We start from the raw sequence: 23,134 nt of genomic DNA on the forward strand, positions 1-23,134 counted from the left end.
TCTCCGGTCAGCGCGCTGACGGTCACCGGCGCCACCATGGTGTGCCTGGTCGTCGGCGTCGCCATCGCCTGGGCGCAGTACGGCCGCAGGCCGGTCCCGGCCGTGGCCCCGCGCGGGTCGCTGCTCACCCGGGCCGCCCGGCGCGACCTGCTCCAGGACGACTTCAACCACGTGGTCCTGGTCCGCGGTGGCGAACACCTCACGCGCTCCCTGGTGTACGTCGACCACACCCTGGTCGACGGTGTCGTCAACGGCACGGCGGCCTCGTTCGGCGGCCTGTCCGGACGGCTGCGCAGGCTGCAGAACGGCTTCGCGCGGTCCTACGCGGTCTCGATGTTCGGCGGTGCGGCACTCCTCGTCGCCGCGACCCTGCTGATGAGGGCGGTCTGATACCGATGTCCTTTCCTCTGCTCACAGCGACGGCGGCGCTCCCGGCCGTCGGGGCCGTCGCCACGGCCGCCGTGCCGGCGGCGCGGCGCACCGCGGCCAAGTGGCTGGCACTCGTCGTCTCGCTCGCCACGCTCGCCCTGGCGATCACCGTCCTGGTCCGCTTCGACCCCGGCGGCGCCCGCTACCAGCTGGCCGAGTCCCACTCCTGGATCAAGGAGTTCGGGGTCAGCTACGAACTGGGCGTGGACGGCATCGCGGTGGCGCTGATCGCGCTGACCGCCCTGCTCATCCCGTTCATCGTCCTCGCGGGCTGGCACGACGCCGACCCGCTGGAGACCGGCAGCCGCCGCTGGCGTCCGACCCAGGGCTTCTTCGCCCTGATCCTGGCCGTCGAGGCGATGGTGATCATCTCCTTCGAGGCGACCGACGTCTTCCTCTTCTACATCTTCTTCGAAGCCATGCTGATCCCGATGTACTTCCTCATCGGCGGCTTCGGGGACCGTGCCCACGAGCACGGCGAGTCGGCGGCGTCCACGCAGCGGTCGTACGCGGCCGTGAAGTTCCTGCTCTACAACCTGGTCGGCGGCCTGATCATGCTGGCCGCGGTGATCGGCCTGTACGTGGTGGCCGGGAACTTCTCGCTCACCGAGATCGCGCAGGCCCGCGCCAACGGCTCCCTGCACATGGCGACCAGCACCGAACGCTGGCTGTTCCTCGGCTTCTTCTTCGCCTTCGCGGTGAAGGCGCCGCTGTGGCCGCTGCACACCTGGCTGCCCAACGCCATGCAGGAGTCCACCGCGCCGGTCGCCGTCCTCATCACGGCCGTCATCGACAAGGTCGGCACCTTCGCGATGCTCCGCTTCTGCCTCCAGCTGTTCCCGGGGGCCAGCAAGTGGGCGACGCCCGTCATCCTGGCGCTCGCCCTGGTCAGCATCCTCTACGGGGCGCTGCTCGCGGTCGGCCAGCGGGACATCAAGCGCCTGATCGCCTACGCGTCGATCTCGCACTTCGGCTTCATCATCATGGGCATCTTCGCGATGACCAGCCAGGGCCAGTCCGGCGCCACGCTCTACATGGTCAACCACGGCATCTCGACGGCCGCGCTGATGCTGATCGCCGGCTTCCTCATCTCCCGGCGCGGCTCGCGGCTCATCGCCGACTACGGCGGCGTGCAGAAGGTCGCCCCGGTGCTCGCCGGCACCTTCCTGATCGCCGGCCTGTCGACCCTGTCGCTGCCGGGCCTCGCGCCCTTCGTCAGCGAGTTCCTGGTCCTGGTCGGCACGTTCACCCGCCACCCGGCCATCGGCATCATCGCCACCTTCGGCATCGTGCTCGCCGCGCTCTACACCCTCGTCCTGTACCAGCGGACGATGACCGGCCCGGTGAAGCCCGAGGTCTCCGCGATGCCGGACCTGCGGGTGCGCGAGCTGGCGGTGGTGGCCCCGCTGATCGTGCTGCTCATCTTCCTGGGCGTCTACCCGAAGCCCGTCACGGACATCGTCAACCCCGCGGTCAAGCAGACGATGTCCGACGTACACCAGACCGACCCCAAGCCCGAGGTGGAGGCGGCCAAGTGAGCGCAGCAGCCGTCCACAGCCTGTGGACAACCGCGGCCGACCCGATCTCGAAGATCGACGCGCCGAAGATCGAATACGGGCAGTTGTCGCCCACCCTGATCGTCGTCGGGGCGGCCCTCGTCGGCGTGCTCGTCGAGGCCTTCGTCCCGCGCAGGTCCCGCTACCACGCGCAGGTGTTCGTCTCCGCCGTCGCCCTGTGCGCCGCCTTCGCCGCGGTCGTCGCCCTCGCGGCGGACGGGTACGGCACCACCAAGGCGCACATCGCGGCCATGGGCGCCATCGCCGTCGACGGCCCGTCGCTGTTCCTGCAGGGCACCATCCTGCTGTCCGGCCTCGTCGGCCTGTTCACCTTCGCCGAGCGGCGCCTGGACCCGGCCGCGCACGGCAACCGGGTCGACTCCTTCGCCGCGCAGGCCGCGTCCGTGCCGGGCAGCGACAGCGAGAAGGCCGCGGTGAAGGCCGGCTTCACCACCACCGAGGTCTTCCCGCTGCTGCTCTTCGCGGTCGCCGGCATGCTGGTCTTCCCCTCGGCCAACGACCTGCTGACGCTGTTCGTGGCCCTGGAGGTCTTCTCCCTGCCGCTGTACCTGATGTGCGCCCTGGCCCGCCGCAAGCGGCTCATGTCGCAGGAGGCCGCCGTCAAGTACTTCCTGCTCGGCGCGTTCGCCTCCGCCTTCACCCTGTTCGGCATCGCCCTGCTGTACGGGTACGCGGGCTCGGTGTCGTACGCGACGATCGCGCAGGTCGTCGACGGCAACGCGGCCAACGTCGACCCGGCCCTCGCGGGCACCATGGGCAACGACGCGCTGCTGCTCATCGGCGCCGCGATGGTCGTCATGGGCCTGCTGTTCAAGGTGGGCGCGGTGCCGTTCCACATGTGGACCCCGGACGTCTACCAGGGCGCGCCGACCCCGGTGACCGGGTTCATGGCGGCGGCGACCAAGGTGGCCGCCTTCGGCGCGCTGCTGCGGCTGCTGTACGTGGTGCTGCCTGGGATGCGCTGGGACTGGCGGCCGGTCATGTGGGGGGTGGCGATCGTCACCATGCTGGGCGGCGCGATCGTCGCGATCACCCAGACCGACATCAAGCGCCTGCTGGCGTACTCGTCGATCGCCCACGCGGGATTCATCCTCGCGGGTGTCATCGCGACCTCGAAGGACGGCGTCTCCTCCGTCCTGTTCTACCTGGCCGCGTACTCCTTCGTCACGATCGGCGCCTTCGCCGTGGTGACGCTGGTGCGCGACGCGGGCGGCGAGGCCACGCACCTGTCCAAGTGGGCCGGGCTCGGCCGGCGGTCCCCGCTGGTGGCGGCCGTCTTCGCGGTGTTCCTGCTGGCCTTCGCGGGTATCCCGCTGACCAGCGGCTTCGCCGGGAAGTTCGCCGTGTTCAAGGCGGCCGCGGAGGGCGGCGCGGCCCCGCTGGTCGTGATCGGTGTGATCTCCTCGGCGATCGCCGCCTTCTTCTACATCCGGGTGATCGTGCTCATGTTCTTCAGCGAGCCGCGCCCGGAGGGCCCGACGGTGGCGGTGCCGTCGCCGCTGACGATGACCGCGATCGGCGTCGGCGTGGCGGTCACGGTGGTCCTCGGCGTGGCCCCGCAGTACTTCCTGGACCTGGCGAGCCAGGCGGGGGTGTTCGTGCGCTGACGCGCCCCCGCCAGAACGCCGTGGCCCGGTCTCCTCGCTCGCCGAGGGGGCCGGGCCGTCGCGTTGGGCGGGGACCGCGACCTTCTCGCCCTCACCGGCGCGGGGGCGGGGGCGGGGGCGGGTGAAGCCTGTGGAAAACTCCGGGGCTGTCGGCGCCGCCCCCTATCGTGGAGGCAGTGGTCGAGGGACGACGTACGGGGGACGGGACGATGGGCGGGACGGGCGGTGGCACCGAGATGGCGGTGACGGACGGCGAGACGAGCGAGGCGCTGACCACGCTGCACCGCGTCTTCGGGTACGAGGCCTTCCGCGGCGAGCAGGAAGCCGTCGTCGAGCACGTGATCGCGGGCGGCGACGCCGTCGTCCTGATGCCCACCGGCGGCGGCAAGTCGCTGTGCTACCAGATCCCGGCCCTGATCAGACCCGGCACGGGCATCGTGGTCTCCCCGCTGATCGCGCTCATGCAGGACCAGGTGGACGCACTGCGGGCGCTCGGCGTGCGGGCCGGCTTCGTCAACTCCACGCAGGACTTCGACGAGCGGCGCGTGGTCGAGGCGCAGTTCCTGGCCGGCGAGCTGGACCTGCTCTACCTCGCGCCGGAGCGGCTGCGCCTGGACGGCACGCTGGACCTGCTCTCCCGCGGCAAGATCTCCGTCTTCGCCATCGACGAGGCGCACTGCGTGTCCCAGTGGGGCCACGACTTCCGCCCCGACTACCTGGCGCTGTCGCTGCTCGGCGAGCGCTGGCCGGACGTGCCGAGGATCGCGCTCACGGCGACGGCCACGCACACCACCCACCAGGAGATCACCCAGCGGCTGGGCATGCCCCGGGCCCGCCACTTCGTGGCGAGCTTCGACCGGCCCAACATCCAGTACCGGATCGTGCCCAAGTCCGACGCCAAGAAGCAGTTGCTGGCCTTCCTGCGCGAGGAACACCCGGGCGACGCGGGCATCGTCTACTGCCTCTCGCGCAACTCGGTGGAGAAGACCGCCGAGTTCCTCTCCCGCAACGGCGTCGAGGCGGTGCCCTACCACGCGGGCCTGGACGCGGGCACCCGCGCGGCCCACCAGTCCCGCTTCCTGCGCGAGGACGGCCTGGTCGTGGTCGCCACGATCGCCTTCGGCATGGGCATCGACAAGCCGGACGTGCGGTTCGTGGCCCACCTCGACCTGCCGAAGTCGGTGGAGGGGTACTACCAGGAGACCGGCCGCGCCGGCCGCGACGGCCTGCCCTCCACGGCCTGGATGGCCTACGGCCTCAACGACGTGGTGCAGCAGCGCAAGCTGATCCAGACCGGCGATGGCGACGAGGGCTTCCAACGCCGGGCGGCCGCCCACCTGGACGCGATGCTCGCCCTGTGCGAGACCGCGCGCTGCCGCCGGGGCCAGCTCCTCGCCTACTTCGGACAGGATCCGCAGGCGGCCGGCTGCGGCAACTGCGACACCTGTCTGACCCCGCCCGAGACCTGGGACGGCACCGTCGCCGCCCAGAAGCTGCTGTCGACGGTGGTCCGGCTGCAGCGCGAGCGCGGGCAGAAGTTCGGCGCGGGCCAGATCATCGACATCCTGCTCGGCAAGCGCACCGCGCGGGTGATCCAGTTCGACCACGACCAGCTGTCCGTGTTCGGCATCGGCGAGGACCTCACCGAGGGCGAATGGCGCGGTGTCGTCCGGCAGTTGCTCGCCCAGGGGCTCCTGGCCGTGGAGGGGGAGTACGGCACGCTGGTGCTGACGGAGAGCAGCGGCTCGGTACTGCGCAGGGAGCGGGAGGTGCCGCTGCGCAAGGAACCGAAGCGCCCGGCGGCCGCCCGTGGCGGCGGGTCCTCCTCCGCCGGGCCCGCGAAGGCGAAGGCGGTGGCCGTGGCCGAACTCCCCGAGGAGCTGCTGCCCGCCTTCGAGGCCCTGCGCGCCTGGCGTGCCGAACAGGCCCGCGAGCAGGGCGTCCCCGCGTACGTCATCTTCCACGACGCCACCCTCCGCGAGATCGTCAGCGTGTGGCCCACGTCCGTGACCCAGCTGGGTACGGTCGGCGGCGTCGGCGAGAAGAAGCTGGCGACATACGGGGAGGGCGTGCTCGCGGTCCTGGAGTCACTGAACGGCGGCACGGCGGACACAGCGCCCGCGCAACCCCGCCCCGAGCCCGAGGACACCTGGCCCGACCCGGACACAGAGCCCGAGCCCGAACCGGACGACTGGATATAGGCACTCAGGACGGCTGGACCTGGTCGAAGACGGCGACGGCTTCGGCGGGGTCCGGGCTCACGAGGCGTTCCAGACCGGCCGCCGTGATCTCGGCCCACCGGCCGGCCCGTGCCCACATCCGCTCCTCGAAGACGCGGACGGCTCCGTCCAGGTCCACGGGACCGGCGGCGATGGCCTCGGCGAGCTCGGCGCCCTCCAGCATCGCGAGATTCGCGCCCGCCCCCAGCGGGGGCATCAGATGGGCGGCGTCGCCCAGCAGCGTCACCCCGGGGAGGTGGGTCCAGGTGTGGGACACGGGCAGGACGTGGAGGGGGCGGTGGACGAAAGCGGTGCCGTGGCGGAGGAGGTCGAGGAGGGGGGCGGCCCAGCCGTCGAACAGGGCCAGCAGGCTCGCTCGGACGGCCTCGGCGTCGGTCAGGTCCAGGTCGGTGTGCCAGTCCAGCGGCGCGCGGAACTGGGCGTTCACCTTGACGTGGCCGCCGCTGTTGCGCTGGGCGACGAGAGCGCGGTTGACGCCGTACACGGCCATGGAGCCTTCGCCGATCAACCGGGCGAGGCCGGGGTGGTGGGTGTCGACGTCGTCCAGGGAGGTCTCGACCGAGGTGACGCCGGTGTAGCGCGGGGTCGCCGGCGAGACGGCCGGGCGGGTCCGGGACCAGGCGCCGTCCGCGCCGACCACGAGGTCGAACGTCTCCTGCCGTCCGTCCGCGAAGCAGACCGTGACGCCGTCCCGGTCCCGGTCGGTCCCCGGCACCACCCGCGTCGCGTCACGGCCCCACTGAACGTCGAGAGGGCCCAGCAGCAGATCACGCAGTTGTCCGCGGTCGATCTCCGGATTGGCCCGGTCGTCCGGTCGCGGTGGCCAGTCGCGCAGCACGGTGCCGTCCGTGTCCAGGATGCGCATGGCCTGGCCCTCGGGGCGGGACAGCGTCCGGAACTCCGCCAGCAACCCCGCCTTGTCCAGCGCCAGCTGGCCCAGCCCTTCGTGCATGTCCAGGGTGCCGCCCGGGGGACGGGCGTCGGGGGCGGGATCGCGTTCGAGGACGGCGACGGGGCAGCCGTGGCGGTGCAGGACACGGGCGAAGGTGAGGCCGGCAGGGCCGCCGCCGATTACCGCGATACGTTGTCTCATACCGATACACTGTATTCCTCCAATGCGATGCACCGCAGCAGAACGGTGATGACCATGACTGTCTGGGACCGCCCGGAGCCGACGGCCCGACCCGTGCCACTCGACCGGGAGCGGATCGTCGCCGCCGCGATCGCGCTGGCCGACGAGGGCGGGCTGGAGCAGGTGTCGCTGCGCAAGGTCGCCGCCCGGCTGAACGCCGGCCCGATGCGGCTGTACGGATTCATCTCCACCAAGCAGGAGTTGTTCGACCTCATGGTGGACGAGGTCAACGCCGAGATCCTCCCCGAGCGGCAGCCCGGCGACTGGCGGGAGGCGCTGCGTGTCCTCGCCCACCGCACCAGGCAGGCCGCTCTACGGCACGAATGGCTGGCCGATCTGCTCGGCGGGCGCCCCTCCCTCGGCCCGAACGGCCTCGCCGTGACCGAGGCCAAGCTGGCCGCCCTCGACGGCCTCGCCGACATCGACACCGCCATGCGCGCCGTGGAGACCGTCAGCGCCTACGCCAACGGCGCGATCAGGCGCGAGATCGCGAACCTGCGGGCCGAGCGCGCCACGGGCCTGTCCAAGCGCGACTGGCAGCGCGCCTCCGGCCCGCATGTGACGAGGATGCTGGCCACGGGCCGCTTCCCGGCGCTGAGCAAGGCCGTGTACGACGGCACGGACGTGGACGCCGAGACGTCCTTCGCGACCGGACTCGACTGGGTCCTCGACGCCGTGGCCGCCAAACTCACCCGGCCACCGGCATGACGCCCCGCCCCCACGGGCCACGTCCGCGACGGCTGGTGCGGCGGGCTCAGCCCAGGGCTGTCAGACCGGGGGCGAAGGTGATCAGGAGCGGCAGCAGGGGGACCAGGGCGGCCACCGTCGTGGCCAGCGCCCTGCGCCTCGGGCCGAGCCGTGGCGGGGGCTGCAGCAGCCGGTCCACGCGCTCGCCGAGCAGCCGGTGGCTGGAGGCGCAGGAGAGCACTCCGCGGTGCTGGTTGAGCTCGATCAGCGCCAGCGCGGTGGTGAGGTGGCCGTGGTGGCGGGAGGCGGTGTCGTCCGCGGCCAGTTCCACCAGCCGGTGCGTCTGGTCGCAGAAGTGGGAGAAGAGCGGCACGCGCGGGAAGCCGGTCGCCAGCGCGGTCGACAGGTGCAGCAGCCAGTCGTGGTGGGCGCGCGCGTGCCCGCGCTCGTGGGCGAGCACCGCGTCGAGCTGATGGCCGGTCAGGCGGCGCAGCGCGCCCGTGGTGACCACGAGTTGGGGCGGATGGCCGGGCATCCACCAGGCGTCGGGGTACTCGTCCTCCAGCACCAGCATCGGACCGCGGCCCCCGGGAAGGCCCGCGGGCAGGTCGGGGGCGCGTTCGCGCAGGTGCGCGCGGGTCCGGCCGCGCCGCCTGCGCGCCTCGGCGAGCTCGCGGGCGAGCATCGCGGTGGTCCAGGCGGCGCCGCAGGCCAGCAGCACGGTCAGCGCGGCGGCCCAGGGCGGGGCCGTCGACAGGTCGTACGCGGCCGTCACGGCGGGCGGCGCCGGGGCGAACACCCGGTCGCGCACGGTGTGGAAGACCGCCGCCGCGCCCAGCACCAGCGCGGCCAGACAGCACAGCAGGACGGTCGCGACCATGCACTGCCACACCCACAGCGCCACGACGGGCTCCCGCTCGGGCCACACCGCGCGGGTGAGCGCACGGGGGACCGGCACGGCGGCCATCAGGGCGACGGCGCTCAGCAGGAGCAGGCAGACGGTCATGCCACGGACTCCGGATCCTGATCGGAGGTGGGCGGGTGCGGGGTCGTGCGAGTCGTGCGGGAAGCGCCGGTCGTGCGCAAGCGCGACCGGCCTGCCGTCAGTATGACGGCGCGGGGCGCCGCGGGTCAGGGTCCGGCACCGACCAATCCCCGGGGCGATCCCCGACCCGGCTCCCGCGCCGCGCCGACCGATCCGGTGCTGTGCCGGCCGGCAACCGGCCCGATCACGTCCCGATCACGCCCGATCACCGGTCCGCGCCCCGCGCCCCGCGCCCCGCGCGCCGCGCCCCGCACCCCGCAAGTCCCCGCGGGGACCGTGCCTGCGAGGCCGGCGCCGCTTCCCCCGCTCCCGTCCCGGCGGTCAGCCCGCCACCACGCGGCCCGTCACCTCGCCGAGCCCCACCCGGACGCCGGCCGCCCCGGGCGCCCACGCAGACAGCGTCACCACGTCCCCGTCCTCCAGGAACGCCCGCTTGCCGTCGGGCAGTTCCAGCGGGTCCCGGCCGTTCCAGGTCAGCTCCAGCAGCGAGCCGCGCTGCGCCGGCTCGGGCCCGCTCACCGTGCCGGACCCGTAAAGGTCGCCCGTGCGCAGGGAGGCGCCGTTGACCGTCATGTGGGCCAGCTGCTGCGCGGCGGTCCAGTACATGGTGGAGAAGGGCGGCTCCGACACCACGTGTCCGTTGATCGCCACGGAGATCCGCAGGTCGTAGCCGCCGGGCTCGTCCCCGGAGTCGTCCAGGTAGGGCAGCAGCGGGTGGGTGCGCTCCGGCGGGGCCACCCGCGCCTCCTCCAGCGCGTCCAGCGGGGTGATCCACGCCGACACGGAGGTGGCGAAGGACTTGCCGAGGAACGGGCCGAGCGGGACGTACTCCCAGGCCTGGATGTCGCGCGCCGACCAGTCGTTGAGCAGGCACAGTCCGAAGACGTGCTCGCGGAAGCCGTCGAGCGCGACCGGGCTGCCGATCGTGCTCGGCACGCCCACCACGAAGCCGACCTCCGCCTCGATGTCGAGCCGGACCGAGGGCCCGAACACCGGGGCCGGGTCGGTGGGGGCCTTGCGCTGGCCCGAGGGGCGTACGACGTCGGTGCCCGACACCACCACCGTGCCCGAGCGGCCGTGGTAACCGATCGGCAGGTGCTTCCAGTTGGGGGTGAGGGAGTCGGCGGCGTCCGGGCGGAAGATGTGGCCGACGTTGCGCGCGTGGTTCTCGGACGCGTAGAAGTCGACGTAGTCCGCGACCTCGAAGGGCAGATGGAGCGTCACCGAGGACAGCGGGTGCAGGAACGGCGCGACGGTCTCCTGGTGCGCGGGCACCGTCACCCACGCGGTCAGCGCCCGCCGCACGTCCGACCACGCGGTGCGTCCCGCCGCCAGCAGCGGGTTGAGGGTGGGCCGGGCGAGCAGGGAGGCGTAGGGCGAGCCGAGCGCGTGCGCCGCCGCGCCGGCGTCGAGGACGTGGTCGCCGAGGCGGACGCCCACGGTCCGCTCCTGCGAACCGGCGTGCGAGAACACGCCGTAGGGAAGGTTGTGCGGGCCGAAGGGGTCGCCCTCGGGGACCTCGAAGGGGGGCATGGGGGTGCTGCCTTCCTTTCCCGTGTGCCATGGGGTCGGGTTCCATGTGGTCGGCCCACACGTTACGGGTGCGCGGTGGTCTTGGGCAGTGTCTAAAGAGTTTGCAATGTCCCAATTGGCCTTGTCGGAGGGGGCAATTCCGGCTTAGCGTCCTTTGGGGGGACGCGGGCGGGGTGGGTCCGCTCCGTAAGGGGGACGCGTGGTGGGACCCGTGGCCAGGAACGCCGTCAGTGTGCCGTTCGCGGCCGACCGCGATGTGCCGGGCCTGATCGTGAAGTTCGGCGACTATCCGCTGCACCACGGCGGCGTGGGCGCGATCCGCAGCCTGGGCCGGCTGGGCGTCCCGATGTACGCGATCACCGAGGACTCCCGCACACCCGCGGCCTCCTCACGCTTCCTGGAGCGGGCCTTCGTCTGGCCGACGCGCGGCACGGAGGAGGCGGACCGCCTGGTGGAGGGCCTGCTGCGGATCGGCCGCCGGATCGGGCGCCCCGCCGTCCTCGTCCCCACCGACGAGGAGGCCGCCGTCCTGATCGCCGAGCACCAGGAGGAACTCGCCGGCCCCTTCCTCTTCCCGCGGGTCGCCCCCGGCCTGCCGCGCCGCCTGGCCAGCAAGCAGGGCCTGCACGAGCTGTGCGCGGAGCACGGCATCGCCACTCCGGAGGCCGCCTTCCCGCGGACGTACGACGAGATCGTGGCGTTCGCGGACAGGGCCCGCTTCCCGGTGGTGGCCAAGAACCGCGAGGCGTTCGTGCGGCGCAGCCGTCCGGCGGTCAACGGCACCACGAGGATCAACACCCGTGAGGGCCTGCTCGCCCTCGCCCGCGACTGGGGCGAGCGGCCCGGGGTGATCCTCCAGGAGTACCTGCCGAGGGAGGACGCCGAGGACTGGATCGTGCACGCCTACGTCGACCGGGACGCCACCCCGCTCGCCCTGTTCACCGGCGTCAAGGTCCGCTCCTGGCCGCCGCACGCGGGCATGACGGCGAACGCGTACGTGGTCGACAACCCGGAACTCGCCGACCTCGCCGCGCGTTTCGTCAAGCAGATCGGCTTCAGCGGAATCATCGACCTCGACCTGCGCTTCGACCGCCGCGACGGGCAGTACAAACTCCTCGACTTCAACCCGCGCACGGGCGCCCAGTTCCGGCTCTTCGAGAACGAGTCGGGGGTGGACGTGGTGCGCGCCATGCACCTCGACCTCACCGGGCGTCCCGTGCCGGAGGGGGAACAGCGGGCCGGCCACCGGTTCGTCGTGGAGAACATCGACCTGCCCGCCCTCCTCGCCTACCGCCGCAGCGGCTACACGACGCCGAACGCGCCGGCGAGGGCGAGCGGGACGGAGCTGGCCTGGTTCGCGGGTGACGACCCGCTGCCGTTCCTCACGATGCTCGCACGCTCGGTGCGGCCCGGCGCGAAGCACCTCTACCAGCTCTGGCGGACCAACCGCCGTGGGGCTGTTTGATCCAAAAGCGACAAAAGCGAAGGAAGTCGGAGGTGAAAGGGGACGCTCAGGAGGGCGGACGGCCGTCGTGCGGAAGCGTCCCGAACACCTTGAGTGGGCGGAGTCGCCGATCCGTATTCTCTGATCATGGCCGCTCCCCTCCCTCCCGCCCTCATCGCCACCGACCTGGACGGAACGCTGCTGCGCGGCGACGACACCCTGTCCGAACGGTCCCTCGACGCCCTCGCGCGGGTGGCCGCGGCCGGCGCCCGGCACCTCGTCGTGACGGGCAGGCCGGCGCCGAGGGTAAGGGCGCTGCTCGCGGCCCTGGGCACCGGCGGACTGGCGGTGTGCGGCCAGGGCGCACAGCTCTACGACGCCGGGGCGGACCGTCTGCTGTGGTCGGTCACCCTGGACCGGGAGCTCGCCGAGACCGCGCTCGGCAAGATCGAGGCCGAGGTGGGGGAGGTGTACGCGGCGGCCGACCAGGACGGGATCGACGGGCTCACGCTCATCGAGCCCGGGTACCTCATGCCGCACCCGACCCTGCCCTCGGTACGGGTGGAGCGGCGCGGCGACCTGTGGCGGGCGCCGATCAGCAAGGTGCTGCTGCGCCATCCCGTGCTGTCCGACGACGAGCTGGCGTCGGCCGCCCGGAGCGTGGTCGGTTCCCTCGCCACGGTCACCATGTCGGGGCCGGGGACCGTCGAGCTCCAGCCGTGCGGCATCACCAAGGCGACCGGGCTGGCCATGGCCGCGGCCCGACTGGGCCTGGGCCGCGAGAGCGCCGTGGCCTTCGGGGACATGCCCAACGACATCCCCATGTTCCAGTGGGCCGCGCACGGCGTCGCCATGGCCAACGCGCACCCGGAGCTCAAGGCGGTGGCCGACGAGGTGACCACGTCGAACGAGGACGACGGCGTGGCCGCCGTCCTCGAACGACTGTTTCCCGCGACTGCTCGCCGGGCCCGTCAGTAGGCGCCGAAGACGTTGTCGATCGAGCCGTAGCGGGCGGCGGCGTAGTTGCAGGCCGCGGTGATGTTGGCGACCGGGTCGTAGATGTCGTACGACGTGCCGGCCACGTGGTAGGCCTTGAAGGTGGGGTCGATGACCTGGAGCAGACCCTTGGACGGGATGCCCTTGGCGGCGTTGGAGTCCCAGAGGTTGATGGCCAGCGGGTTGCCGGACGACTCGCGCATCACGTTGCGGTAGATGCCGTTGTAGGTGCCCGGGATGTTCTTCTCCGCCATGACCGCGAGCGAGGCGCGGATCCAGCCGTCGAGGTTGTTGGGGTAGCCGACCGTGGCGGCGGTCCTGGCCGACGCGGGGGTGGCCGCGGAGGCGGTGGTCGCGCCCATGAGCGGGAGGGCGAGGACGGCGGCACCGGTGCCGGCGACGGCGAGGGTGCGGACGAGGCGGGCGGTGCGGGTACGGCGCTGACCGTTTGCAGGCATGGGGGATTCCTCTCCGTCGCCTGCGAGGTGAGCTGTCGGGTTCGGGCGGGGAGGTGCCCGGCCGCGCCCCTGAGGGCACGGCTTCACCCCTAGCCGTTGCGACGGCGTACGACGTGGGCCGTACGACGCGCGGACCGGCGACTTACCTGGGTCCCCCGCTCCTGCCATGGCTGTTCGTCGATGGGTTCCGGGCGGCGGCAGGATTCGGCGTCCGCCCGACGGCCCGGAACGTATGCGAGAGCACATGTCCCGAACAAGTACCTGATTCATACATCGCCCTAATTGACCTTGGTCTGAGGCGTATGAGGTACTTGATCCTTTGCACTTGCCAAGGTTCAACTGCCGTGCGGACGACGGGAAACCGGACCAGTGGCTTCCGGGTGGCGCCGGAAGCCGGGCGTGACCCAACTCACGGTTTGCCCTGGCCAAGAGCATTTGCGGCCAAGGGGAATTGGAGTCCCATTAGGGGTAAATCGGTCTCACGGTCACGCTGCCGCCGCCTCCCGGCCCGCGCGGGGCGCCGGAGCGTGGGGTGCGCGTGACGGTGGTCACGTCGGGTGATGCCGTGGCCCGTTCGTACGTGTGTATCGGTGGGCATGTGTGCGCGAGAAGGGGGAGGGTGGGTAGGTGAAGAAGTCGATAAATATCTACTCATACGAGGTGATCGAAAACATATCGGGCGTGATCCGGTACCGCCTGGCCTGTAACGGTGGGCGCTATCGGTGATCGAAACGTGACCGGATACGCTGACTTGAGTGATGGCAGCGACCTATCGACAAACCGCGTAACCGCCAGCAGACACCAGCAGACAGGAGACCCCTCGTGACCGTCGTCGGGCCGTTCGGGCTGAGCGTGCGGGACCAGGCTCTCGAAGCCGATGTCCAGGCCGGGTTGGCGGCTGTCGAGGAAGGGCTGCTCGAGGCCACCAAGAGCGAGGTGCCCTTCATCACGGAGGCCGCACAGCATCTCGTCAAGGCGGGCGGGAAGCGGTTCCGGCCGCTGCTCGTGATGCTCGCGTCGCAGTTCGGCGACCCTTACGCGCCGGGCATCGTGCCGTCGGCCGTGGTGGTGGAGCTGACCCACCTCGCGACGCTCTACCACGACGACGTGATGGACGAGGCCGCGGTGCGCCGCGGCGTGGCCAGCGCGAACACCCGCTGGGGCAACTCGGTGGCCGTCCTGACCGGCGACTTCCTGTTCGCGCGCGCCTCCCAGATCCTCGCCGACCTCGGGCCGGAGGCGGTCCGGGTGCAGGCCGTGGCGTTCGAGCGGCTGGTCACCGGCCAGATCCTGGAGACCGCGGGCCCGCAGGACGGCCGCGACCCGGTCGACCACTACCTCGACGTGCTCGGCGGCAAGACGGGGTCGCTGGTGGCCGTGTCCTGCCGCTTCGGGGCGATGATGTCCGGCGCCGACGAGACGGTCGTGGACGTGCTGACCCAGTACGGCGAGCGGCTGGGCGTCGCCTTCCAGCTGGCGGACGACGTCCTGGACATCGCCTCCGACTCGCACGAGTCCGGCAAGACCCCCGGCACCGACCTGCGCGAGGGCATCGCCACGCTTCCGGTGCTGCGGCTGCGCGAGCGCGCGGCCCGGCTGGGGCTCGCCGAGGACATCGCCCTGTGCGAGCTGCTGGACTCCGACCTGAGCGACGACGCGCGGCACGCCGAGGCGCTGGCCGCGCTGCGCACCCACCCGGCGCTCGAACAGGCCCGCCGGGACACCGTGCGCTATGCGGAGGAGGCCCGCGCCGCGCTGGCCCCCCTGCGTGAGTGCGACGCCAAGACGTCGCTGCTGGAGCTGTGCGACGCGGTGGTCCACCGGGCGGGATAGCCGCCGTGGCGGTCCGCCCGTCTCCCGTCCCCTACGGGGTGGTGGAGGCGCACGGGCCGCCGTGTCATACCCCAGGCGTACACGAGTTGGCTCCGCGGTCTGACGCTTCCTCGCCGGCTATTTGGTCAGATGGAAGCACGGACAACACCACTGCTCACCGATTCGGGTGAGAATGGCGGCTCGGGGTGGGACCCGGTGCGAGACGGAAAGCCGCCGCCGACGACGGAGGTAGGGCACACATGGCACCGTACGAATCCGACGACAGCACGAGCGCCGGGGAGGTCGACGACCTGCGCTCGGGGCGCCGCAAGGCCGCGCGCTACGTCGTCCCGGTAGCGGTGGTGGGGGTGGCGGCGGCGACCATCGGCCTGGTCCCGGCACTCGCCAACTCCGGCGACCCCAGTCTGCCGAAGATCACCGCACAGCAACTCATCGAGAAAATCGCCAAGTCGGACGTCCAGGAACTGTCCGGCACGGTCAAGGTCAGCACCGACCTCGGCCTGCCGAACCTCGGCGGTCTGGAGAGCGGCCTGCTCTCCGGCGCGGCCAAGGGCCGTGACGGCTCGTCGGCCGACCCGGCGTCCAAGCTCACCGAGCTGGCCAGCGGCACGCACACTCTGCGCGTCGCGGCCGACGGCCAGGACCGGCAGAAGGTCTCGCTGATCGAGAGCGCGGCCGAGTACAGCCTCATCCACAACGGCAAGGACGTCTGGGGCTACGACAGCAAGTCCAACGAGGTCTACCACGGCACCGCGGACGAGTCCGGCCGCAAGCAGCACAGGAACGAGGTCCCGGCCACGCCCAAGGACTTCGCCGAACAGGCGCTGAAGGCGGCCGACGACACCACCTCGGTGACGGTCGACGGCACCGCGCAGATCGCCGGCCGGGACGCCTACCGCCTGGTCCTCAAGCCGAAGCACGCCTCCGGGACCACGGTCGGCGTCATCAGCATCGCCGTGGACGCCAGGACCGGCATGCCGCTGAAGTTCACGCTCACCCCCGCGGGCGGCGGCGCCGCCGTGGTCGACGCCGGCTTCACCCAGGTCAGCTTCGCCAAGCCGGCCGCCTCCACCTTCGACTTCACCCCGCCCAAGGGCGCGAAGGTCACCGAGGAGAAGGACAAGGCCGACAAGCGCGGCGAGCGCTCCCACGAGATGGCCCCCTCGCAGAAGGACCTCGGCAAGAGCGGCGCCCCGAAGGTCATCGGCAAGGGCTGGAACTCGATCGCGGTCATCGACTCCGGCGCCAAGGGCGGCATCCCGTCGTCCTCCGGCAAGGGGGACCTGAGCGGCTTCATCGGCTCGCTCGGCGACCACGTCTCCGGCAAGTTCGGCAAGGGCACGGTCTTCTCGACCCGCCTGATCAACGCACTGATCACCGACGACGGCAAGGTCTACGTCGGCGCGGTCACCAAGGACGCGCTGGTGAAGGCGGCCGACGCCGGCCGGTAACCACACCGGACACGGGGGCGCGCGGGCGCTCGAAGGGCCACGACGAATCGAGGAAGCCGATGGACGAGGCGTCCGCCACGGAGCCGGACCCGGCCGCGGGGGACGCGGGCGACGGACCGGCCGCGGGGGACGCGGGCGACGGCGTCATCCGCACCCGCGCGCTCACCAAGCGCTACCGCGGCGGGCAGCTCGCCGTGGACGGTCTGGACCTGACCGTCCCGGCGGGCAGCGTCTTCGGCTTCCTCGGTCCGAACGGCTCGGGCAAGACCACCACCATCCGCATGCTGATGGGGCTGATCGAGCCCACGTCCGGCACGGCGCGGGTGCTGGGGCACCCCATGCCCCGCTCCTCCCGCGCCGTGCTGCCGCACGTCGGCGCGCTCATCGAGGGCCCGGCGCTCTACGGCTTCCTCTCCGGCCGCGACAACCTCCTGCGCTACGACGCGGCCGACCCGACCGCCGACCCGGGCACCCGGCGCGTCCGCGTCGCCGCCGCCCTGGACCGGGTGGGCCTCACGGCCGCCGCCAGCAAGAAGGCCAAGGCGTACTCCCTGGGCATGAAGCAGCGCCTGGGGCTGGCCGCCGCGTTGCTGCAGCCGCGCAGACTGCTCGTGCTGGACGAGCCGACCAACGGCCTCGACCCGCAGGGCATGCGCGAGATCCGGGCCCTGGTCCGCGAGCTGGCCTCCGACGGCACCACCGTCTTCCTCTCCTCCCACCTCCTCGACGAGATCGAGCAGGTGTGCACCCACGCGGCCGTCATGGCGCGGGGCAGACTGATCGTCCAGGGCCCGGTGTCCGAGCTGGCCGCCGGGGCGCGCGGCCGGCTGGTCGTCACCACCCCCGACACCGGGGAGGCGGTCCGGGTGCTGAAGGAACAGGGCGTCGCCGACGTCACCGCCGACGAGGACCGGGTCACCGGAGAACCACCGGAACGCGACCTCGCGGAGGTGAACGCCGCGCTGGTCACCGCGGGCGTCCGCGTCCGCGGCTTCGGGGTCGAACGCGCCTCGCTCGAGGACGCGTTCGTGGCGCTCACGGGGGAGGGCTTCGATGTCGCGGGCTGAGTCCCTCGCCGTGCGCGCCCCGAGCCCGCTGTGGACGTTCGGGCTGCTCCGCAGTGAGCTGGTCACCACCTTCCGTCGCTGGCGCACCCTCGCCCTGCTGGGCGTGCTGGCCGCCGTTCCCGTCCTGGTCGGGGTGGCCGTCCGGATCGAGACCAGGGGCGGCGCGCCGTCCGGCCGCGGCGGCGAAGGCGGCCCGGCGTTCATCGCGCAGATCACCAACAACGGGCTGTTCCTGGTCTTCACCGCGCTCGCGGCGACCCTGCCGTTCTTCCTGCCGATGGCCGTCGGCGTGATAGCGGGCGACGCGATCGCCGGCGAGGCGAACTCGGGCACCCTGCGCTATCTGCTGGTCGCGCCCGCCGGGCGCACCCGCCTGCTGCTCACCAAGTACGTCACGACGATCGCGTTCTGCCTGGTCGCCACCCTCGTCGTCGCCGTCTCGGCACTCGCCGTGGGCGCGCTGCTCTTCCCGCTCGGCGACCTGACGACCATCTCCGGCACACAGATCACCTTCGCCGACGGTCTCGGCCGGGCGCTGCTGATCGCCCTGGTCGTCGCCGCGTCCCTGACGGGACTGGCCGCGCTGGGACTGTTCGTCTCGACGGTGACCAACAGCGGCATCGCCGCCATGGCCACCACCGTCGGCCTGCTCATCACCGTGCAGATCCTCGACCAGATACCGCAGCTGCACGCGATACAGCCGTACCTCTTCTCCCACTACTGGCTGTCCTTCGCCGACCTGATGCGGGAGCCGGTCTACTGGGACGACCTGGTGAAGAACCTGGAGCTCCAGGCCCTGTACGCGGCGGTGTTCGGCTCGGCGGCCTGGGCCCGGTTCTCGGCCAAGGACATCACCGCCTGAGCGGCTACCGGGCGGGGGCCGCGGCCCGCTGAGCGGCAAGCTCGTGGGGGAAGCGCGCCAGGGGCGGCTCCTCGGCGAAGAACGTCTTGGCGCGCGCCAGCGCCCCGGTGTCCTTCAGTACGTCGCCGGGCGCGGTGCCGTTGCCGAGAAGCACCCCGCCGAAGCGCATCCGCAGATAGGCGGCCGAGTTGTTGAGGGTGCCGGCCAGCGGATCGGCGACCGAGGGTTCGTCGGCGGCGAGGGCCGCGACGCCCCACAGGGTGCGCCCGGCCATGGCCGCCCTGAAGTCCAGGCCGGGCGTGCGCAGCCAGGCGGACCAGTGGTCGAGGTAGCGCTTGGTGTGGCTGGACACGGAATACCAGTACAGCGGCGAGGCGATCACGATGTCCGTCGCCGCGAGCGTGGCGTCCAGCAGCAGGGCGGTGTTTCCCGAGGCGGGACGCGTGTGGTCGCTGTCGTGCCGCAGGTCGGTGAAGTCGGGCAGCGGATGGTCCACGAGCCGTATCCACCGCTGTTCCGTGTCGGAGGGCAGTTGCTCGGCGGCGCGGCGGGCGAGGAGTTCGGTGTTGCCCTCGCGGCGGGCGCTGCCCAGTACGAACAGGAAGCTGCGGGTCATGGAGGTCTCCTGGGGTGAGCATGGGCCGATGCCAGGTAGGTGCGCATGCATTATATGCACACGCATGAAGATGCCCGCGGGTGTTTCCGCCGGGCCCCGACGGGCGTTGGTTCAGCGGCGCCGGCCCGCCGCTCCCGTCAGCCGGGCCAGGGCCTCGGTCTCCCGCGGCAGCGGCCCGCTCAGGTCGCCGATCCGCCAGGCCGGCACCCACGGGACCCGGTAGACGTCGATGACGGACTCGAGCGGCTTCACGCGCTGGGCGAGCGGTCGCGGCAGGCGCCCGGGAGCGTCCGCGACCAGCACCACCGCGTCCAGGTCGAGCCCCGCCGGCGCCTGTCCCCGCCGGAACACCTCCAGGGTGCGCACCACCGCCTCCAGACCCGCCGAGTGGGTCCGGGCGACCAGCAGGACCGAGCGCGGAGCGCCCGGGCCGGGCCAGTCGCGTCCGCAGTCGTGCCCTCCGTAGACCGCCGCGAGCGTCGTCGCGCCCGCACCGCCGTGTGTGGCCAGCCAGGAGAAGCGGCGGCGCGTGACGGGCATGCCGGCGGGCCGTTCGGGCATACGTTCCGCGTCGGTCACGGCACCGGTGCCGGCGAGGGCGCCGGGGGCGGGGCCGGCCACCGGTCCGCGGATCCAGATCTCCGGTCCCTGCCGCACGTCGGTCCGCATGCCTGTTCCCTCCCTCGTCATCCCGGCGATCTTCGCGCTCCGCCCGTCACCCGGGACACGGTGCCGGGGTTCCTGGTGCGAGTCTGTGACGTCGCGGTGACGCACGGAGGGCGGGCGAGCGGAGAGACTCGACAGTACGCGTACGACCGGATGGCACGCATCCGAGTGAGGGAGCCGATGTCTCGACTGAGCCGCGAGAAGAAGCGGGAAGACCAGCGCGCCGGGCAGCCGGCGGCGTCCGCGGCGGCGCCCATCGCCGTCCACGTGCCGCTGGACGGCGCCGCCGCCTCGGTCGGCGGCGTCCCGGTGCGGTCGGCCCCGGGCGAGGAGATCCAGCACGCCGTCCTCGACCACCTCCACCGCATCGCCCTCGCCACCGGCCACCCCGTCCTCGCCACCGTCACCGACGAACGCATCGGCTACGTCGTCCCCCTCCAGGTCCGCCACGACGGCTCCAGCACCTTCACGGCCGAGCCCTTGCCGGCACCGGCACGGGCTTCCGCGCCTGCGCCGCCAGCCGTGCCCGCAGCCGGCTCCGCGCCCGCGCCGGTTTCCGCGCCCGCCGCGCCCGCGCCCGCACCCACACCCGCGCCTGGGCTTGCCCCTGCACCTGCGCCCGCATCGGGCTGCGCCCCGGCACCCGCGCCCGTACCCGGGCACGCCCCTGCCGCCGCACCCCCGCCTGGGCCCGCGTCCGCCCCGCCACCGCCGCCCGCGTCCGCTTCCGGATCCCCGGCCGTGCCGCCGCTCGTCTCCGACGTGCCCCCCGCCGAGCCGCGGCGGGACAAGGCGACGCATGTTCTGCGGCAGGTGCCGGAGCCGGTGCGGGACCCGGCTCCCACGTTCCCGCTGCGCGCGGTCACCGAGCCCGGTGTCCCCACGCCCCCCACGTTCCCGCTGCGCGCCCTGCCGGTGCCCTCGGACGCCACGCCTTTGGGCACGGCCACCGCACCCACGGGAGAGTTCGGGCCCCCGCCCGTGATGGACGCGGCGCCGGCCGCCGAACGGAAGCCGGCGCCCGCACCCGCCTTCGCACCCGACCTCGCCCACGTCCCCGACCCCGACCCCAAGCCCACCCCCGCCCGCGGCTTCGACGCCGTGGCCGAGGCGGTGCTCGGCGACGATCCGAGGACCGCGGCCGGCGAAGGAGGCGCCGTCCTGTTCGCCGAGCCCCTCGCCCGGGTCAACGAAGCCGTGAAGGCGGGGCGGATCGAGGAGGCGGCGGCCCTTGCGGAGCGGACCGTCAGCGAGGCCTCCGGCACGCTCGGCGCGGAGCACCCCGAGGTGCTGCGCCTGCGCGAGCTCACCGCCTACATCGCCTACCTGGCCGGCGACGCCCTGCAAGCCTTCACACTCTCCCTGGAACTGGCCCGCATCCACCGCCGCGCCCAGGACGCCGAGGGCGCCTACGGCAACGTGCAGAGCGCGGCCTCCGCCTGGCGCGCGGTGCGCGACCCCGAGCAGGGCCTGCGGCTCGGCCGTGACCTGCTCGACCTGTGGACCGAGCTCACCACCGAGGACGGTCCCGCCGCCGACGACATCGAGCAACTGGAGTCCGCCCGCGCCCGCATGGGCCGCCTCGCCGAACGGGCCCGCAAACAGGCCTCCCCGCCGGCGGGCTGACCTACCGGCGGCCCGCTACGACACGCAGAACTCGTTGCCCTCCGGGTCTGCCATGACCACCCACTGGCCGGCCGGCTCCCTCACGTGCCGCAGCACGCTCGCGCCGAGCCCCTCCAGCCGCTCCACCTCCCGCTCCCGCAGCCCCTCACCGGGATGCAGGTCGAGGTGGAGCCGGTTCTTGCCGGTCTTGCCCTCCGGCACCCGCTGGAAGAGCAGCCGCCGCCCGAGCCCGGTGCCGTTCTCCTTGTCGTACGGGTCCTCGGGATGCCGTACGGCGATGAGGTCGCGGAAGGCGGGCCGGCCGTGGAACTCCACGGTGGCCGCGCCCGGCAGTGCGCCCGTCTCCAGCAGCCGCTCGATCAGCGCACTGTTGTCCTCGGCCTCGTAGTGCAGCGCGGCGGCCCAGAAGTCGGCCTGGGCGTGCGGGTCGCCGGCGTCGATGACGATCTTCCAGTGCAGCGGGGCGGGGGCGGGAATCTCGGGCGTCTGTGTCATGGACCAGTCGTATCCGCCACCGGAGCACCCGGCAACAAGAACGCCGAACCGGACCGGACCCGTCCGCACCCCCGGCAGCCGTCAGGCCTCCACGGGGTCCGAACTCGGCCGGGCCTGGCCCGGCCCAGGTGCCGTCACGGCCGGCCGGGGTGCGGCGAGCCGTGCCCTGAGCACCGCCGCCCGTCGCGCCGTGCGCAGTCCGTCCCAGGTCAGCAGGGTCAGCGCCAGCCACACCAGCGCGAACCCGGCCCAGCGCTCGGCCGGCATGGACTCGTGGAAGTACAGCACCCCGAGCAGGAACTGGAAGACCGGCGCCAGGTACTGCAGCAGTCCCAGCGTGGACAGCGGCACACGGATCGCGGCCGCGCCGAAGCAGACCAGCGGCAGCGCGGTGACCACACCGGTGGCGGCCAGCAGGCCGGCGTGGCCGGCGCCCTCGGCGGTGAACGTCGAGCGGCCCTGCGCGCCGAGCCACAGCAGATAGCCGAGCGCGGGCAGGAACTGGATCGCCGTCTCCGCGGCCAGCGACTCCACGCCGCCCAGGTTGACCTTCTTCTTCACCAGACCGTAGGTGGCGAAGGAGAATGCCAGGCACAGGGAGATCCACGGCGGTCGCCCGTAGCCGATGGTGAGCACGAGGACGGCGGCCGCGCCGGTGCCGACCGCGAACCACTGCACGGGCCGCAGCCGTTCCTTGAGGATCAGCACGCCCATGGCGATGGTGACCAGCGGGTTGATGAAGTAACCGAGTGAGGCCTCGACCACGTGCCCGCTGTTCACGGCCCATATGTAGACGCCCCAGTTGACCGTGATCACCGCGGCGGCGACCACGACGAGCCCGAGCCTGCGCGGCTGGCGCAGCAGCTCGCCGGCCCAGGCCCAGCGCCGTACGAAGAGCAGCGCGACCGCGACGAAGGCGAGCGACCACACCATCCGGTGGGCGAGGATCTCGATGGCCCCGGCGGGCTTGAGCAGGGGCCAGAAGAGCGGGACGAGGCCCCACATCCCGTACGCCGCGAAGCCGTTCAGCAGCCCTGTGCGCTGCTCGCCCCTGGACTTCCCGCTCACGGGCGCCTCCTTCGTGCCTTGCCTGGCCGCGTGTCGTACGGCAAGCACGAAGGTAACGCCACCCACCCCCGTCTGTCATGCCCGTATCGCCATACGGTCATGACAGGCGTGACGGGCGGACCGCGGAGGGCTCTCAGCCCTTGAGCGCGGCCGCGATCGCCTCGGCGAGCGGGGTGGTCGGACGGCCGGTCAGACGGGACAGGTCGCCGCCGTCGACGACCAGTTCGCCCTTCTCGATCGAGGCGTCCACGCCCGCGAGGACCGCCGCGAAGGGCGCGGGCAGTCCGGCGCCGGTGAGGATG

General features: G+C 72.5%; 19 protein-coding genes, 2 pseudogenes and 1 riboswitch. Of the genes and pseudogenes, 12 read left to right on the forward strand and 9 right to left on the reverse strand.

Annotation, left to right across the window (positions count from 1 at the left end; genetic code table 11):
* The 4 genes and pseudogenes from IE249_RS36070 to recQ all read left to right on the forward strand — a co-directional run.
* A pseudogene (locus IE249_RS36070) lies at positions 1-390 on the forward strand (NADH-quinone oxidoreductase subunit L); the annotation flags it as partial.
* Positions 391-395: 5 nt separating this feature from the next.
* Positions 396-1,967, forward strand: a complete 1,572-nt coding sequence (locus IE249_RS03605; RefSeq protein ID WP_189703312.1) for an NADH-quinone oxidoreductase subunit M — start codon at positions 396-398, stop codon at positions 1,965-1,967.
* On the forward strand, positions 1,964-3,613 hold the full coding sequence (nuoN, locus tag IE249_RS03610; protein ID WP_189703313.1) for an NADH-quinone oxidoreductase subunit NuoN: 1,650 nt from the start codon (positions 1,964-1,966) through the stop codon (positions 3,611-3,613). The genes IE249_RS03605 and nuoN overlap by 4 nt, the downstream gene beginning before the upstream one ends.
* A gap of 209 nt (positions 3,614-3,822) precedes the next feature.
* Positions 3,823-5,814, forward strand: a complete 1,992-nt coding sequence (recQ, locus tag IE249_RS03615; protein ID WP_189703676.1) for a DNA helicase RecQ — start codon at positions 3,823-3,825, stop codon at positions 5,812-5,814.
* A 4-nt stretch (positions 5,815-5,818) separates the two neighbouring features.
* On the opposite strand, the gene IE249_RS03620 is transcribed toward recQ, so the two are convergent.
* Positions 5,819-6,946, reverse strand: a complete 1,128-nt coding sequence (locus IE249_RS03620) for an FAD-dependent oxidoreductase (RefSeq protein ID WP_189703314.1) — start codon at positions 6,944-6,946, stop codon at positions 5,819-5,821.
* A gap of 54 nt (positions 6,947-7,000) precedes the next feature.
* On the opposite strand from IE249_RS03620, the gene IE249_RS03625 reads away from it, so the two are divergent.
* On the forward strand, positions 7,001-7,693 hold the full coding sequence (locus IE249_RS03625; RefSeq protein ID WP_189703315.1) for a TetR/AcrR family transcriptional regulator: 693 nt from the start codon (positions 7,001-7,003) through the stop codon (positions 7,691-7,693).
* 46 nt (positions 7,694-7,739) lie between these two features.
* Here the strand turns inward: IE249_RS03625 and IE249_RS03630 are convergent, their stop codons facing one another.
* Positions 7,740-8,678: a M56 family metallopeptidase gene (locus tag IE249_RS03630; RefSeq protein ID WP_189703316.1), complete on the reverse strand. Its 939-nt coding sequence runs from the start codon at positions 8,676-8,678 to the stop codon at positions 7,740-7,742.
* A gap of 360 nt (positions 8,679-9,038) precedes the next feature.
* Positions 9,039-10,250: a fumarylacetoacetase gene (fahA, locus tag IE249_RS03635; RefSeq protein ID WP_189703317.1), complete on the reverse strand. Its 1,212-nt coding sequence runs from the start codon at positions 10,248-10,250 to the stop codon at positions 9,039-9,041.
* Between the two features lie 232 nt (positions 10,251-10,482).
* Here fahA and IE249_RS03640 point away from each other — a divergent pair, with 232 nt between their 5' ends.
* A complete protein-coding gene (locus IE249_RS03640) occupies positions 10,483-11,715 on the forward strand; it encodes a carboxylate--amine ligase (protein ID WP_189703677.1) in 1,233 nt (410 codons plus the stop codon).
* 126 nt (positions 11,716-11,841) lie between these two features.
* Positions 11,842-12,672: an HAD family hydrolase gene (locus IE249_RS03645; protein ID WP_189703318.1), complete on the forward strand. Its 831-nt coding sequence runs from the start codon at positions 11,842-11,844 to the stop codon at positions 12,670-12,672.
* Here the strand turns inward: IE249_RS03645 and IE249_RS03650 are convergent.
* A complete protein-coding gene (locus IE249_RS03650; RefSeq protein WP_189703319.1) occupies positions 12,666-13,148 on the reverse strand; it encodes a transglycosylase SLT domain-containing protein in 483 nt (160 codons plus the stop codon). The genes IE249_RS03645 and IE249_RS03650 overlap by 7 nt on opposite strands.
* A gap of 4 nt (positions 13,149-13,152) precedes the next feature.
* A riboswitch (cyclic di-AMP (ydaO/yuaA leader) is annotated at positions 13,153-13,330 on the reverse strand.
* A gap of 640 nt (positions 13,331-13,970) precedes the next feature.
* Between IE249_RS03650 and IE249_RS03655 the strand changes: the two genes are divergently transcribed.
* The 4 genes from IE249_RS03655 to IE249_RS03670 all read left to right on the forward strand — a co-directional run bounded on the left by IE249_RS03655 (position 13,971) and on the right by IE249_RS03670 (position 18,361).
* On the forward strand, positions 13,971-14,981 hold the full coding sequence (locus tag IE249_RS03655; RefSeq protein ID WP_189703320.1) for a polyprenyl synthetase family protein: 1,011 nt from the start codon (positions 13,971-13,973) through the stop codon (positions 14,979-14,981).
* Between the two features lie 239 nt (positions 14,982-15,220).
* Complete coding sequence (locus tag IE249_RS03660; RefSeq protein WP_189703321.1) at positions 15,221-16,432, forward strand: LolA family protein; 1,212 nt, start codon at positions 15,221-15,223, stop codon at positions 16,430-16,432.
* A gap of 59 nt (positions 16,433-16,491) precedes the next feature.
* On the forward strand, positions 16,492-17,499 hold the full coding sequence (locus IE249_RS03665; RefSeq protein WP_189703322.1) for an ABC transporter ATP-binding protein: 1,008 nt from the start codon (positions 16,492-16,494) through the stop codon (positions 17,497-17,499).
* Positions 17,486-18,361, forward strand: coding sequence for an ABC transporter permease (locus IE249_RS03670; RefSeq protein WP_189703323.1), 876 nt, complete (start codon positions 17,486-17,488; stop codon positions 18,359-18,361). The genes IE249_RS03665 and IE249_RS03670 overlap by 14 nt, the downstream gene beginning before the upstream one ends.
* A gap of 4 nt (positions 18,362-18,365) precedes the next feature.
* Here IE249_RS03670 and IE249_RS03675 read toward each other — a convergent pair whose 3' ends face one another.
* Positions 18,366-18,977, reverse strand: coding sequence for a flavodoxin family protein (locus IE249_RS03675; protein WP_189703324.1), 612 nt, complete (start codon positions 18,975-18,977; stop codon positions 18,366-18,368).
* A 111-nt stretch (positions 18,978-19,088) separates the two neighbouring features.
* The gene (locus tag IE249_RS03680) at positions 19,089-19,646 is read right to left on the reverse strand and encodes a DUF6668 family protein (protein WP_189703325.1); all 558 of its coding nucleotides are present in this window, start codon (positions 19,644-19,646) and stop codon (positions 19,089-19,091) included.
* A gap of 177 nt (positions 19,647-19,823) precedes the next feature.
* On the opposite strand from IE249_RS03680, the gene IE249_RS03685 reads away from it, so the two are divergent.
* Positions 19,824-21,269 (forward strand): tetratricopeptide repeat protein, encoded by a 1,446-nt coding sequence (locus tag IE249_RS03685; protein WP_189703326.1) that lies wholly within the window; start codon positions 19,824-19,826, stop codon positions 21,267-21,269.
* A 15-nt stretch (positions 21,270-21,284) separates the two neighbouring features.
* Here IE249_RS03685 and IE249_RS03690 read toward each other — a convergent pair whose 3' ends face one another.
* The 3 genes and pseudogenes from IE249_RS03690 to IE249_RS36075 all read right to left on the reverse strand — a co-directional run.
* Positions 21,285-21,764, reverse strand: a complete 480-nt coding sequence (locus tag IE249_RS03690) for a VOC family protein (RefSeq protein WP_189703327.1) — start codon at positions 21,762-21,764, stop codon at positions 21,285-21,287.
* A gap of 81 nt (positions 21,765-21,845) precedes the next feature.
* Positions 21,846-22,832 (reverse strand): EamA family transporter RarD, encoded by a 987-nt coding sequence (gene rarD, locus IE249_RS03695; RefSeq protein WP_189703328.1) that lies wholly within the window; start codon positions 22,830-22,832, stop codon positions 21,846-21,848.
* A 133-nt stretch (positions 22,833-22,965) separates the two neighbouring features.
* Positions 22,966-23,134 (reverse strand): annotated as a pseudogene (locus tag IE249_RS36075) (KR domain-containing protein); the annotation flags it as partial.

Source organism: Streptomyces anandii JCM 4720, from assembly GCF_014650655.1.
GTDB lineage: Bacteria > Actinomycetota > Actinomycetes > Streptomycetales > Streptomycetaceae > Streptomyces > Streptomyces anandii.

Bases quoted from the DNA above. Each gene is read 5' to 3' on its own strand.
- IE249_RS03680 (WP_189703325.1), bottom strand. From the start codon at position 19,646: ATGCGGACCGACGTGCGGCAGGGACCGGAGATCTGGATCCGCGGACCG.
- IE249_RS03620 (WP_189703314.1), bottom strand. From the start codon at position 6,946: ATGAGACAACGTATCGCGGTAATCGGCGGCGGCCCTGCCGGCCTCACC.
- IE249_RS03605 (WP_189703312.1), top strand. From the start codon at position 396: ATGTCCTTTCCTCTGCTCACAGCGACGGCGGCGCTCCCGGCCGTCGGG.
- IE249_RS03630 (WP_189703316.1), bottom strand. From the start codon at position 8,678: ATGACCGTCTGCCTGCTCCTGCTGAGCGCCGTCGCCCTGATGGCCGCC.
- IE249_RS03670 (WP_189703323.1), top strand. From the start codon at position 17,486: ATGTCGCGGGCTGAGTCCCTCGCCGTGCGCGCCCCGAGCCCGCTGTGG.
- IE249_RS03690 (WP_189703327.1), bottom strand. From the start codon at position 21,764: ATGACACAGACGCCCGAGATTCCCGCCCCCGCCCCGCTGCACTGGAAG.
- IE249_RS03650 (WP_189703319.1), bottom strand. From the start codon at position 13,148: ATGCCTGCAAACGGTCAGCGCCGTACCCGCACCGCCCGCCTCGTCCGC.
- IE249_RS03665 (WP_189703322.1), top strand. From the start codon at position 16,492: ATGGACGAGGCGTCCGCCACGGAGCCGGACCCGGCCGCGGGGGACGCG.
- fahA (WP_189703317.1), bottom strand. From the start codon at position 10,250: ATGCCCCCCTTCGAGGTCCCCGAGGGCGACCCCTTCGGCCCGCACAAC.
- IE249_RS03645 (WP_189703318.1), top strand. From the start codon at position 11,842: ATGGCCGCTCCCCTCCCTCCCGCCCTCATCGCCACCGACCTGGACGGA.
- IE249_RS03625 (WP_189703315.1), top strand. From the start codon at position 7,001: ATGACTGTCTGGGACCGCCCGGAGCCGACGGCCCGACCCGTGCCACTC.
- recQ (WP_189703676.1), top strand. From the start codon at position 3,823: ATGGGCGGGACGGGCGGTGGCACCGAGATGGCGGTGACGGACGGCGAG.
- IE249_RS03660 (WP_189703321.1), top strand. From the start codon at position 15,221: ATGGCACCGTACGAATCCGACGACAGCACGAGCGCCGGGGAGGTCGAC.
- IE249_RS03685 (WP_189703326.1), top strand. From the start codon at position 19,824: ATGTCTCGACTGAGCCGCGAGAAGAAGCGGGAAGACCAGCGCGCCGGG.
- IE249_RS03675 (WP_189703324.1), bottom strand. From the start codon at position 18,977: ATGACCCGCAGCTTCCTGTTCGTACTGGGCAGCGCCCGCCGCGAGGGC.